This window comes from Xenorhabdus koppenhoeferi, from assembly GCF_900116635.1.
Taxonomy (GTDB): domain Bacteria; phylum Pseudomonadota; class Gammaproteobacteria; order Enterobacterales; family Enterobacteriaceae; genus Xenorhabdus; species Xenorhabdus koppenhoeferi.
Genome location: NZ_FPBJ01000017.1, coordinates 30,336 through 43,877, shown reverse-complemented (window position 1 = coordinate 43,877; position 13,542 = coordinate 30,336). Strand labels below are relative to the sequence as shown.

General features: G+C 40.3%; 13 protein-coding genes and 1 riboswitch. Of the genes, 5 read left to right on the top strand and 8 right to left on the bottom strand.

The genetic code is table 11. The features are described 5' to 3' along the window. The first annotated feature begins 280 nt into the window (after positions 1–280). From BM329_RS07425 to rlmA, 3 genes are all read left to right on the top strand, one after another. Positions 281–565 (top strand): hypothetical protein, encoded by a 285-nt coding sequence (locus tag BM329_RS07425; protein WP_092551068.1) that lies wholly within the window; start codon positions 281–283, stop codon positions 563–565. 522 nt (positions 566–1,087) lie between these two features. Next, positions 1,088–2,464, top strand: coding sequence for a hexose-6-phosphate:phosphate antiporter (gene uhpT / locus BM329_RS07420; protein WP_092551065.1), 1,377 nt, complete (start codon positions 1,088–1,090; stop codon positions 2,462–2,464). A gap of 301 nt (positions 2,465–2,765) precedes the next feature. Continuing rightward, positions 2,766–3,581 carry a 23S rRNA (guanine(745)-N(1))-methyltransferase gene (gene rlmA / locus BM329_RS07415; protein ID WP_092551062.1) on the top strand — a complete coding sequence of 272 codons (816 nt, stop codon included), beginning with the start codon at positions 2,766–2,768 and terminating at the stop codon, positions 3,579–3,581. 115 nt (positions 3,582–3,696) lie between these two features. Here rlmA and mntP read toward each other — a convergent pair whose 3' ends face one another. The 8 genes from mntP to pabB all read right to left on the bottom strand — a co-directional run bounded on the left by mntP (position 3,697) and on the right by pabB (position 11,908). Continuing rightward, entirely contained in the window at positions 3,697–4,281 is a 585-nt protein-coding gene (gene mntP, locus BM329_RS07410; RefSeq protein WP_143101221.1) for a manganese efflux pump MntP, read from the bottom strand. A gap of 268 nt (positions 4,282–4,549) precedes the next feature. Further along, positions 4,550–4,690, bottom strand: a riboswitch (yybP-ykoY riboswitch). Between the two features lie 73 nt (positions 4,691–4,763). Next, the gene (locus tag BM329_RS07405; RefSeq protein WP_092551056.1) at positions 4,764–5,222 is read right to left on the bottom strand and encodes a DUF986 family protein; all 459 of its coding nucleotides are present in this window, start codon (positions 5,220–5,222) and stop codon (positions 4,764–4,766) included. 107 nt (positions 5,223–5,329) lie between these two features. After that, complete coding sequence (locus BM329_RS07400; protein WP_092551053.1) at positions 5,330–6,178, bottom strand: PTS mannose transporter subunit IID; 849 nt, start codon at positions 6,176–6,178, stop codon at positions 5,330–5,332. Positions 6,179–6,191: 13 nt separating this feature from the next. Beyond that, positions 6,192–6,992 carry a PTS mannose/fructose/sorbose transporter subunit IIC gene (locus BM329_RS07395; RefSeq protein ID WP_092551050.1) on the bottom strand — a complete coding sequence of 267 codons (801 nt, stop codon included), beginning with the start codon at positions 6,990–6,992 and terminating at the stop codon, positions 6,192–6,194. Between the two features lie 81 nt (positions 6,993–7,073). Beyond that, the gene (gene manX / locus BM329_RS07390; protein WP_092551047.1) at positions 7,074–8,039 is read right to left on the bottom strand and encodes a PTS mannose transporter subunit IIAB; all 966 of its coding nucleotides are present in this window, start codon (positions 8,037–8,039) and stop codon (positions 7,074–7,076) included. 399 nt (positions 8,040–8,438) lie between these two features. Continuing rightward, the gene (locus BM329_RS07385; protein ID WP_092551044.1) at positions 8,439–9,803 is read right to left on the bottom strand and encodes an L-serine ammonia-lyase; all 1,365 of its coding nucleotides are present in this window, start codon (positions 9,801–9,803) and stop codon (positions 8,439–8,441) included. A 168-nt stretch (positions 9,804–9,971) separates the two neighbouring features. Next, on the bottom strand, positions 9,972–10,541 hold the full coding sequence (locus BM329_RS07380; protein ID WP_092551041.1) for a CoA pyrophosphatase: 570 nt from the start codon (positions 10,539–10,541) through the stop codon (positions 9,972–9,974). Further along, positions 10,538–11,908: an aminodeoxychorismate synthase component 1 gene (pabB, locus tag BM329_RS07375; protein WP_092551119.1), complete on the bottom strand. Its 1,371-nt coding sequence runs from the start codon at positions 11,906–11,908 to the stop codon at positions 10,538–10,540. The genes BM329_RS07380 and pabB overlap by 4 nt, the downstream gene beginning before the upstream one ends. A gap of 269 nt (positions 11,909–12,177) precedes the next feature. Between pabB and BM329_RS07370 the strand changes: the two genes are divergently transcribed. After that, positions 12,178–12,360 (top strand): YoaH family protein, encoded by a 183-nt coding sequence (locus BM329_RS07370; protein WP_092551038.1) that lies wholly within the window; start codon positions 12,178–12,180, stop codon positions 12,358–12,360. Positions 12,361–12,574: 214 nt separating this feature from the next. After that, the gene (pip, locus tag BM329_RS07365) at positions 12,575–13,528 is read left to right on the top strand and encodes a prolyl aminopeptidase (protein WP_092551035.1); all 954 of its coding nucleotides are present in this window, start codon (positions 12,575–12,577) and stop codon (positions 13,526–13,528) included. The last annotated feature ends 14 nt before the right edge of the window (positions 13,529–13,542 follow it).

The following is a 13,542-nucleotide window of genomic DNA, read 5'->3' as shown; positions in this document are numbered from 1 at the left end:
TATAAAATATTTATTGTGAAATAATAGTGATTGCGATTAATTGCGTTGAAATTATTATGAAAAACCACGAAAAACTTGGTTATATAAACAATGGCAGTGTCATAAATTATGGTAATAGATATTGAATTTTTAATCCAGAATTAAATATACGTATTATTTCCAAATTTTGACATAGTAAAATTATTTTGTGATGTTTTACAGTTAGCACATCTTGTCAAAGATGACTTGATAAGTAATAAATTTATATCACAAGTTATAAAACTGTTAAAGGAAGATTTTTATGTTTAAGAAATTATTACTGGGCGGGGCATTGGCAGCAGGTATTACACTAATTTTAGGCATTGGGACTGCATCGGCAAACGTAGATATTCCCTGGAACAACTGCTATTCCTCTCCTGTAAAATATCAAAATAATTTATATACTAAATATCTTGTTAAAGATGGTATTGTTTTTCTCGATGTGCGTAATGAAGATGGCATCAAATGGCATTTAAAAGGCTTTAAAAAATTATATTCCTGTGGAATGAGTGTGTATGTTGGTAAATATGAAGGCATAAAGTCATAGGAAAATTATACCGAAAGCCACATTATCCCTGGGTTTCAGTAAGTTAATAAACCTCGTTAAAATAACGGGGTTTTTAGCTTTATTATGAATAGTAATATTCAATCATTTTATTTATTGTTCTGACATTATTTTATAATACCAGTTAAAGTCTCAATATAAGAAATATATACCTTTTACAAATTTTGAAATGGTAAAAATATCTTGTGATGATTTACATTTAGCGCATCTTATCAAATATAAAAAGTGAATTTCGTGTTTTTTATTTGAGTTTGTCAGTATATGGCAATATTGTTTTATCCACAAAGAATGCGATTCCTTTCACGCTTTGCGTTCGAACAGAACAAAACTAAGAAATATTTCTGGTTCATCTAAGAGAATAGCTCAAGCCAATCTTATCTCAATTTTTTAAACTACTGTACAATAACAATATCTACGAATACTTTCGCTGTCTTGCGATTTGCCTTTTTATTTTCATCTGCACCAAAAAGGCTTCTTTTCTCGTGGTTATTTAGGAATATCCATATGATTAAAATTCTAGAACAAATTCGTAAGCCGACGCTGGATCTTCCAGTGGAAGTACGCCGAAAAATGTGGTTTAAGCCATTTATGCAATCGTACCTAGTGATTTTTATTGGCTATATGGCCATGTATCTGGTACGGAAAAACTTTAATATAGCTCAAAATGATATGATTTCGACGTATGGTTTGTCGATGACGCAATTGGGCTTAATCGGATTAGGGTTTTCTATCACTTACGGAATTGGTAAAACCGTTGTTGCTTATTATGCAGATGGTAAAAATACCAAACAATTCCTGCCGTTCATGTTGATTTTATCTGGCCTTGCCATGTTGGGTTTCAGTATGAGCATGGGGCATTCCAGCATGAGTGTTTTTCTGATGGTGGCATTTTATGCATTGAGTGGTTTTTTCCAAAGTATAGGCGGGCCTGCCAGCTATTCTACCATTACCAAATGGACACCCCGTAATAAGCGTGGTACCTATCTTGGTCTGTGGAATATGTCACATAACGTAGGTGGTGCTGGTGCAGCAGGGGTTGCACTATTTGGTGCCAATTATTTCTTTGATGGTCATGTGATAGGGATGTTCATTTTTCCTTCTATTATTGCGTTGATTATTGGCTTTATCGGATTGCGTTATGGTAGCGATTCACCAGAAAGTTACGGTATGGGTAAGGTTGAAGAGTTATTTAATGAGCCTGTGAGTGAAGAAGATAACGCCGCAGAAGAAAAACAGATGACCAAACGTGAGATCTTTGTTGAATATATATTAAAGAACAAAGTGATTTGGTTACTTTGCCTTGCAAATATCTTCCTTTATATCGTGCGCATTGGCATTGACCAATGGTCAACAGTGTATGCTTATCAGGAATTGGGGCAATCAAAAGAAACGGCTATCACAGGTTTTACCATGTTCGAAGTTGGAGCATTAGTAGGAACGTTGATGTGGGGGTATCTATCAGATTTGGCAAATGGTCGCCGTGCTTTGGTTGCCTGTGTCTCGTTGGCTCTGATTATTGTCTGCCTCGAATTTTATCAACATGCTACCAGTGAATTCATGTATCTGGGTACCCTGTTTATTCTTGGTTTTTTGGTATTTGGCCCACAATTGTTAATTGGTGTGGCTGCTGTTGGTTTTGTTCCAAAAAAAGCGATCAGTGTTGCTGATGGAGTTAAAGGGACTTTTGCCTATTTAATCGGTGACAGTTTTGCCAAACTTGGTTTGGGTATGATTGCGGATGGGGTTCCTATATTTGGTTTGACTGGTTGGAAAGGAACATTTGTTGCTCTTGATGCTTCAGCATTTATCTGCCTCAGCTTGCTTGCTTTTGTAGCTATCGCAGAAGAGAGAAAAATCCGAAAAAATAAGAAAACCAGGTAAATCATACTGAAAAAATATACTGATTTCTGTCTGTGCAGTAATGAGAGGCCTGTTATTGCTTCCATTCCTGCAAGCTCAGTTTCCTAGACAAAAATTACAACACTGATGTAATAAAATGGGTATAGATTATTTATATTATCTGTCATATTTTCCTGAAACATATTCTTTCTCTTCCACTTTTTTCTCTTCCACTTAACAGGAGCATAGAACACATGGGATCAAAAAAACATGGGTCCAAAAACATGGACCCAAAAACATGGTATAGTACACCCCTGGTTTTTTCCTACCCCATCGGAATGTTATGTCTTACCAATGTCCTTTATGTCATTTACCATTACTGTTTGTTCACCGTCAGTGGCGCTGCGAAAACAACCACCAGTTTGATTGCACAAAAGAAGGGTATGTTAATTTACTACCTGTTCAGCATAAGCGCTCGAAAGAGCCGGGTGATAGTATAGAGATGATGCAGGCGAGAAGGGCATTTTTGCATTCTGGTCATTATCGTGCATTACAACAAAAATCTATTGCTCTACTTAATGAGTATCTACCGGAAGATGCGGAAATGTTACTGGATATTGGTTGTGGTGAAGGTTATTACACGGCTGCGGTACAGGAACAGTTAAATTTTCATCGAAAGCTGGTGGTGTATGGATTAGATGTGGCAAAAGTTGCTGTTCGTTATGGTGCTAAACGGTACCCTAATGTTAATTTCTGTGTGGCATCCAGCTATCGCCTGCCATTTGCTGATAACTCCCTGGATGGTGTTTTACGGATTTATGCTCCCTGTAAAGCAACAGAATTAGCTCGTGTTGTGAAACCGCATGGGATCGTTTTGATGGTGACACCAGGCTCACGTCATTTGTATCAATTGAAAGAACTGATTTATCAGGAAGTACATCTGCATCCTGATAATTGTGAACAATGGGATGGATTCGAATTAATTTCTACGGAAACATTAGCTTATGAAATGTCATTAAATGGCGAACAAGCCCATGATTTATTGCAGATGACTCCATTTGCCTGGCGGGCATCAGAAGAAGTTAAAACGCATTTGATATTGAAAAAGCAATTTAATTGCGAAGCAGATTTTACGTTGAAGATGTATCGACGTATTTGATAGTAGTAAGCTTGTAATTAGATTATTAAACAATAAATCTGGAGTAGATTAATTATTGGCTTACTCCAGAGTGGGATAGAAATATGAACCTCTCCAAGTTTATTTGGGGATAAAATTATTGTGCATACATAAATAGTTCGAGATGCTCAAATAATATATTGAAACCTATAATAATTAATATCAATCCACCCATTAATTCAGCTCTTTTACCCAACAGAGGGCCAATGTAACGGCCGATTAACATTCCTAATGTAGCCATGACCATTGTCATTAGGCCGATCGTCATTGCGGTATGTAAAATATTTACTTGCAGAAAGGCAAGGCCGACACCAATTGCCATAGCATCCAGACTGGTAGCAATAGCTGTGAGAACTAATATTACCGAGCTATGTCGCTGAGGAGAAATTTTCTGAGGAACATCTGGCTCATTCCTGAAACTCTCGATAATCATCCGACAGCCAAGAATAAATAATAATGAAAAGGCAATCCAGTGATCCCATTCCATAATATATTGGCTGGCATATAATCCTAATGACCAACCGATTAGCGGGGTGCAGGCTTCAACCAAACCAAAGATAATACCTGTGCGAATGGCTTCCCGAAAATGTGGGCGGTGAAGAGTAGCGCCTTTGCTTACTGCAGCAGCAAAAGCATCCATAGAAAGTGCCAGTGCGAGAATGAGTGTAGCATATAAATTCATCAAAACAGTCTCGGTTGGGTGATTCCATATACACATAACTTACCCCCCAACCTAATGGTATTGTTATGTGTCTATGGTCTTGCCAACCGATTTAGAGCCTCTATACCTGTCGTCTTTCAAGTTGCAGCTTTGTTGGCTGCGCTCACTCACCCCGGTCACATAGTTATCTATGCTCCCGGGGATTCGTTCCTTGCCGCCGCGCTGCATCTTGAAATCCAATGGGTATATATCTATATCCGTTGTCTTTCAGGTTACAGCTTTGTTAGCTACGCTGTAATTAGAAATTTATTGGATATACATTAATTAGACTCTTCAGGTATTCGTACCACGTTTTATTTTAAAACGAGTATGTTGATACGAATTTTCCAGAAATTTTCTGGAACAGGCTACTCCCCAATGACTGAATCGGACTCTACCATATTCAGAGTGAAAGGCAAAAAACATTTGTTATATTTCTTACATGAAATTGATAATGGTTATCATTATCTGTTATTTATGAGAAATTGATAGATTCTCTCTAAATCATCCAGTTTTATTACGGAGATATATATTTTATGATGTTCTAATTCCATCATAAGAATACCATCTTCAGATAAATTCATTGCTTTGATATTGTCATACGAAAAAAAACGATTGGCATGGTAAAAACCGTATTTTTTGAAAAGTAATTTTGGTGAGCGAATATAACCCAGATATAATGTTATCAAAATAATAAATGATAACAAATAGGTAGTGAACTGACTGCCGTGTGATGAAACGTTATTGTAAATAATAATTGCGATTAAAATAATAAAAATTAATGCATCAGTTCGCTGCTTTCTTTTCAATTTTATATTTAACAGCGTCTTCCCTTTGAGCTGGATGATAATAAATTCATCATAAATCGCAAAAGCGAGCATTAATGCAATTAAAATTAATAAGATGAAATCATTCGAACTCATTTTTAATCCCTATTTTAATAGTATATGGATGCTTTATCATACTTTTGTTGTAATAGTTGGGGAGAAAAAACCTCCCCAATTATTTGAGTTATGCTGGAAAATCAGATTTAGCCGAGGAAACCAAAACGGAAACCAACAATTCCAAGGATGAAAAAGCCTACGATTATCCAGAGAGGGTTGACTTTCTTACGCAACAACCACATGCAACCGAATGTGAGCAATAATGGCATCAAGCCGGGCATTAATTGATCCAAAATGGTTTGAACTGTAGTCACTTTCATTTCGCCTGTGATTGGATCAGGGACTTCAGAAACTACCAGCGGGATATTTACCTTGGTCCATTTATTGACCAAAGCTCCCATGACAAACAGGCCGAGAATTGACGCTCCTTCTGTCATTTTCTGCAAGAAGCCACCCCCCATATCTTTAACGATATCCAATCCTTTTTTATAGCCATATGCTACACCAAAGTAACGGGTGAGTAATCGCACTAAATTAAACAAGACGAAAAACATGATAGGTCCCATTGGGCTACCACTCATGGCGATTCCGGCACCAAGGGCAGCAAATACTGGGCGTACCGTTCCCCAGAATATTGGATCGCCGACACCCGCTAAAGGGCCCATTAAACCAACTTTGATACCGTTGATTGCTCCGTCATCAATGTCGGCTCCGTTGGCACGTTGTTCTTCCATTGCCATCGTGACACCGAGAATAGGTGCTGCAACATAAGGATGAGTATTAAAGAACTCCATATGTCGTTTCAGTGCCTGTTTTCTTTCTTCTGTATTTTCAGGATACAGGCGGCGAATGGCTGGTATCATTGAGAAACAGAAACCAAGCGCCTGCATACGTTCAAAGTTCCATGATCCTTGAAATAGGTTGGAGCGGAGGAAAACACCACGGATATCACTTTGTGTCAGTTTTTTCTGACCGATCTTTGTTGTCTCTGACATGTTGTTCATCCTCTTAATCTAATTCATTATCAAGGTTGTTTGAGGTATTGCCAGCAGTAGCGGCTGTCTGTGATTGGTTGTATTTAGGGCTAAGCTGGATATACAGAATTGCCATAACGATACCAATGACACCTAATGCAACGAGGTTGAAATCGGTGAAAGCGGCAGTTACGAAGCCAAGGTAGAAGAATGGCATCAGATAACCTGCGCGCATCATATTAATCACCATTGCATAACCAACAACCACGATCATGCCACCAGCGATATTTAGGCCGCTGGTAACAACTTGTGGAATGGAATTCAACATGTGCTGAACTTCTGAAGTTCCTACAGAAATAGCAACAATCAGTGCAGGGATGGCAATTCGCATAGCCTGTAGCATTAGGGCTGCAATATGAATGGCACTGATCGCCCAAAGATTACCGTTTTCTGCCGCCTTATCCGCTGCATGCTGGAAACCAACGGTTAGGGTACGGACGATAATGGTCAGAACCTGACCGGCAGCAGCCAGAGGGATAGCCAGAGCGATACCCGCGCCAACGTCTTGCCCGCCAGCGATCACCAGAATGGTTGAAATGATAGAAGCCAACGCAGCATCGGGGGCGATTGCGGCGCCGATATTCATCCAGCCAAGCGCAATCATTTCCAGTGTACCACCAATGATGATACCGGTTTTCATATCACCAAGTACCAAACCGATGAATGTACAAGCAACTAATGGACGGTGAAATTGAAATTCATCAAGAATGGAACCCATACCTGCGATACAGGCAACGATGAATATCAACACAAGTTGGACAACGGTAATTTCCATTGTTTTTCTCCTGTAACCAAATGTAATTTGGTAAGAATTTTGTTATTGAGTCATGGTTAATAAAAAATAGTATCTATTTTTTTAAGCTTTTTTGAGTAGATCCATCATGTTCAGACGAGTATCGCTGGCGACTTTGCGAGCTTCAAGTTCTATACCACGAGAATTTAGTTTTCCGAAGGCTTCAATATCAGAATTGTCAACGGAAATAGCATTGTTAATCTGGGTTTTTCCTTGGCGGAAAGCCATGCCACCGATATTCACAGATTCGAGAGTAACTCCACCTTCTACAATACGCAGAACATCTGTTGGATTGGTGAACAACAACATGACCCGTTCACCCGCATATTTAGGGTTGTTGTAAACGCGAATGCATTTAGCAACGTCTACAACGTGCGCACTGACACCAGGAGGTGCAACCTGTTTTAACAGAGTAGAACGCACGGTATCTTGAGCAACTTCATCACTGACTACAATAATGCGTCTGACGTTCGTTTCTTTTGTCCAGCGGGTAGCAACCTGGCCGTGTATAAGGCGATCATCTATGCGTGCAAGGGCTATCTTCATATGGCCGCCCGCAGAAGGGGCTGAGATAGGTGCGGTGGCAGGTGTTGCTGGTTTGAGCGGTTCTGGTTTTATCGGTTCTTCGGCTTGCTCCGTTTTCAGGGCACGGATACCTTCTTTGCCTGCTTCTAATGCGACTGAAACCAGTTCTTTCATGGATGGATCATCGTCACGACACATAAAGGCTTCAACCAGCATCGGGACGTTTACACCAGTAATAATCTCGTAGTTATCTTTGTCAACTGCGATACGGTTTGCAGCATTGAATGGGCTACCACCCCAAGTATCAACGAAAAACAAAACCCCTTGATCTGTATCAAGCAATTCCAGTTTTTTGTTGTACTTATCAAATAATGTATCAGCATTTTCACCGGGTACGAAGTCGATGTAAGAAACGTTCTCTTGTTCCCCAATCAACATTTCTGCGGTATAAAGCAATTGTTCTGCCGCAGCCCCATGTGTGCCAATCATAATGGCTATACTCACTTGTTTTCCCCTTTTTATAACAATTGAATTCAGGCTTACTGCAAGATCATGCTCAATATTTCATTCCTCATGATTTGATGTTTCGTTACATAAGAAAATATGTCGTTAGATTATCATTTGAAGCGTTCAAGAAAATTGCTATCAGTCAGAAAAATTAAGTCAAGCTATTTTGAGAGGTTAAAACGAGATCTAAAACCGTTGATTAATCAATAATTGATTTATTATGTTTTATTTTTTGGTTTATTGGGTTCTTTAAACTGTTTTCGGTAATATTTCCTTAATTTTTATATAAAAAAATATCCCTCCTGAGTGGGAGAGATATTTTTTCAGATAAGATTTGGTGTAGTAAAAATAGGTAACAGTATCACTCATTATAGTGAGAGTGAATGATAGCTAATATTAGTCACATTGGACTTTTATCGCCAAACCACCGCGTGAAGTTTCACGGTATTTCGCATTCATATCCTTACCTGTTTCATACATGGTCTCAATCACTTTATCGAGAGAAACACGCGGTTCGCTGGTACGGCGAAGTGCCATGCGAGATGCGTTGATCGCTTTGACTGAAGCAATTGCGTTACGCTCAATGCATGGAACCTGTACTTGACCTGCAACAGGGTCACAAGTCAGGCCGAGATTGTGTTCCATGCCAATTTCTGCGGCGATACAAACCTGTTCAGGGCTTGCGCCAAGTAATTCAGCAAGACCTGCGGCTGCCATTGAACAGGCAACACCAACTTCACCCTGACAGCCGACTTCTGCACCAGAAATAGAGGCATTCATCTTATACAAGATGCCGATAGCACCAGAAGCCAGAAAATAGCGAATGTATAATTCCGGTGTTACTGGCTCGATACAGTGATTGTAATAAGCCAAAACAGCAGGAACGATACCACATGCACCATTGGTCGGTGCTGTAACAACACGACCACCGGCAGCATTCTCTTCATTGACGGCTAATGCAAACATGTTGATTAAATCAACAACATTCATTGGATCATTGGATAAATTGCTGGATGATGTCAGCATACGGTGTAATGCTGCTGCACGGCGGGGAACACGCAATGGACCTGGCAATACACCTTCTGTGTTCAGGCCACGCTCAATACAAGCTTGCATGGTTGCCCACACATCTTCAAAATACTCAGCAATTTCTTCGTTGCTGTGTAAATCCAGCTCGTTTTTCATCATCAGGCCAGAAATGGATAAACCTGTTTTTTTACAGTTCATCAGTAGCTCAGCAGCGGAGCTATATGGATAAGATACAGGTTTGGTATTTTGGGATGGTTTGCCAAAATGTTCTTCATCAACAATAAAACCACCGCCGATAGAGTAGTAAGTTTTACTGTAAATTTTTTCGTCACCTGCGAATGCATGAATTTGCATACCATTTTCGTGCAGTGACAGATTATCGCTACGGAAGTTCATACCACCATCGCGAGGAAAATCGACTTCATGTAAACCATTTGCCAGCGACAAACGTTGAGTGTGCTCAACATCACGAATAAAACCTGGGATTGAATCGATATCAACAGTAGCTGGCATATTACCCGCCAGACCCATGATAATAGCGATATCCGTATGGTGACCTTTCCCGGTTAATGAAAGTGAGCCGTATACATCAACAGCTACACGCGTGATAGAGGACATTACTCCCTGGTTTACAAGATCATCGACAAATTGTTTGCCTGCTTTCATAGGACCAACAGTATGAGAGCTGGATGGGCCAATACCCACCTTAAACATGTCGAAAACGCTAATCACGCCAGACTCCTTTAAGAGAAAGAAATATAGTTATTTATATTAAAGCGCGCTACTTTACTGTTATTTAGTCGTGTTGATAAAGGAGTTTACAGTTTTTTTTTAATTATAATAGCAATTGATATGATCTTGAATAATTAATAATCATATTTGTGTTGTTTTACACCCAATCTAGGGCGATTTTTGAACTTGTTGTGCCAGCTGATAAATAATCTCTGCGGTTAATCCCCAGATCATTTGTTCTTGATGCCAGTAAAAATAGATCCGATGCTGCTGGTTACGACGTTTTATATCTAGATAGCGATAATGGCGGAGGGAGAGTGCATCAAACAGTGGGACTTCAAAAATTCTGGCTACCTCTGTCGGATTTGTCTGAAAAGGTATTAGAGGCGGAATCAGACCAATGATCGGCGTGACACGATAACCCCCACTGCTATCCAAAGGGGCTAATTGCCCCAGAATTTGTACTTTGTCTTGTGGGATATTGACTTCTTCTTCTGCCTCACGCAGTGCCGTGGCAATCAATGAGTTATCGTCAGGATCAGTGACTCCGCCCGGAAAAGCAATTTGACCAGCATGAGAGCGGAGGCTTTGAGAACGTTGTGTCAGCAGCAGCGACGGCTCTGGCTTACATATAATCGGCAGTAATACTGCTGCATTCCGCTGATTGCTCGCCAAACTTGTTGGTTGTGCAGGAAGCTGCAATTGAAACCGATGAATGAAGTCAGAAAGTGATGTCATTGTGTATGAAGTTCCCCTAATAGAGGTAAGATTCGCCCGAGTTTATCAAATGTTTCCTGATACTCTTTCTCAGCAATGCTATCTGCAACGATACCACCTCCCGCCCAACAGTAAATTTTTCCTTTTTCTGTCAGTAAAGTGCGGATGGTGATGTTGCTGTCCATTGTACCGCAGAAACTAATATAGCCAATAGACCCGCAATAGCCATGTCTGCGATGGGGTTCTAATTCTTCAATAATTTCCATGGCGCGAATTTTGGGTGCCCCAGTGATTGAACCGCCGGGAAAACAGGCGCGAAGTAAATCAGCGGCATGATATTTATCAGGTAAGGTTGCTGTAATGGTACTGACTAGATGGTGTACGGCTGGAAACGGTTCCACGACAAATAATTCAGGAACTTTAACAGAACCCGGCGCGGCAACCCGGCCAATGTCATTTCTTAACAGGTCAACAATCATCAGATTCTCAGCGCGATCTTTGCGGGAATTTGCTAATTTTTCTGCCTGCAATTGATCTTCTATAGGATCTTGCAGCCGGGGAAGTGTTCCTTTGATTGGACGGGTCTGGAGTTGCTGATCTTCCAGCAGAATAAAGCGTTCAGGTGAAACACTGATAATGCAGTGTTCAGGTAAACGGATAAAGGCAGAAAAGGGTGCTCGATTACTTTCATTGAGCTGGGTAAACGCCTGCCATTCATCTCCCTGATAATCAGCTTGAAAACGCTGTGCCAGATTAATTTGATAACAGTCACCATCCCGAAGATAACGATGGATCTGAGCGATTTTTTCGTGATATTGCTGTTCTGTCATGTTGGATTGCCACTGATTTTTCAGGGAAAAGTCTTTTTTATTATTTTCCCGCAGTGACTCTAACCATGTCAGTCTTTCATCAATATTTTGATAGCTCAGCAAGGTGGCCTTTTGTTGCTGGTGGTCAATAACTAGTCCCCAGTCGTAAATTCCGATAGCCATATCAGGAAAGTCCAGCCCATTTGCAGCTATTTGGGGTAATTTTTCAATCCGTCTTCCGAGATCGTAGCCCCATATACCTAATGCTCCTCCCTGAAAAGGCAGTTCGGAATCAAATTGCGGATTAATATCAAAGTCATGAAGATACTTTTTCAATAGCAGAAAAGGATCTTCATGAGAAAGATACGTATCATCACCATGATGAATCTCGGTCGATTCGCCACAAGTAACAAGCGTTGTTATAGGATCGGCGACCAGAATATCAAATCGGTTATGCGGGTGATTTGCGGCACCGGAGTGCAATAACATTGCCCAGGAAAAAGTAGAAATAGGGGCAAAATATTGGGTAGCAAGATCAGGTGAATAAGGGAGCTGTTTTTTCTGTAATGCAATATTCATGATGGAATCAGTGTTGGCGTTTGGCAGTTCGCAGTAAATAATGTATCTCTGCGTGGAGATTAACATATACCTGTCGTCTTTCAAGTTGCAGCTTTGTTGGCTGCGCTCACTCACCCCGGTCACATAGTTATCTATGCTCCCGGGGATTCGTTCCTTGCCGTCGCGCTGCATCTTGAAATCCAATGGGTATAGAATCTCACTCCTGACTTAAGATAAAAAATACTATAATCGCAGCCTGCCATTAAATTATTGCATTTGAGGTTATAACTATGTTTTCAGGTATGCCAGCATTATCCCATGAAGAACAGCAACTTGCTGTAGAAAGGATTCATCAGCTCATTTCAGAAGGAATGGGAAGTGGAGAAGCTATTGCTATCGTTGCTCAAGAATTACGTGAAAAACACCGGGATAATGAGCATATCCATGTTTTATTTGAGGATGATGAAAAATAGTTGTAACGTATTTTTAACAGACTCACATAATTACTTTCTACTTACATGTTAATTTATCGCGACTTAAAATCCATATGGTTACAATGTCGCTGTTGATTGTCAAAAAGAAACTATTAGTTATAGTGAAGTAAAGTAAATAGCTTGTCATATTATCTTTAAATATGTACGGGATACCAGGAAGTATCCCGTTTTGTTTAAACTGTGAGAGGGCTTTATGACGGAACAACGGAAACTTTATCCTGCTTATGATGCGTATCAAACAGGGTATTTAGATACAGAGGATGGGCACCAGATTTATTGGGAATTATGTGGTAATCCAAAAGGTAAGCCTGCGGTATTCATTCATGGTGGCCCCGGCGGTGGTATTTCAAGTTATCATCGGCAATTATTCGATCCTGAACGTTATCATATTATGTTGTTCGATCAGCGTGGCTGTGGACAATCTAAACCTCATGCTAGTCTGGAAAACAATACGACTTGGCATCTGGTAGATGATATTGAGCGGTTGCGTAATCTAATGGGCGTTGAAAAGTGGTTGGTTTTTGGCGGCTCCTGGGGTTCGACACTCTCTTTGGTTTATGCTGAAAAACATCCTGAGCGTGTCTCTGAATTAGTGTTAAGGGGGATCTTTCTGCTTCGGCCACAAGAGTTACATTGGTATTATCAGGAAGGGGCTTCCCATTTTTTTCCAGAGAAATGGGAACGTACGCTATCTATCCTCTCTGAAGAAGAACGCAAAGATGTGATCTCGGCTTATAACAAACGGCTGACAAGTGATGATCTACAAATACAGTTGGAAGCTGCACGTTTATGGAGTCTTTGGGAAGGTGAAACGGTAACCTTACTGCCTTCTGATAATGCGGATTCATTTGCAGAAGATAAATTTGCTTTAGCATTTGCCCGCATAGAAAATCATTACTTTATCAATAACGGTTTTATGGATGAAACTCAGCAATTATTGGATCATATTGACGTTATCAGACATATTCCTGCCGTTATTATACATGGTCGCTATGATATGGCATGTCTGGTACAGAATGCGTGGGATCTGGCAAAGGCGTGGCCGGAGGCTGAATTGCATGTTGTGGAAGGTGCAGGCCATTCTTTCGATGAAGCGGGTATTTTACATCAGTTAATTAAGGCAACGGACAAATTTGTTGGAAAATAGCTGAGATAACCACC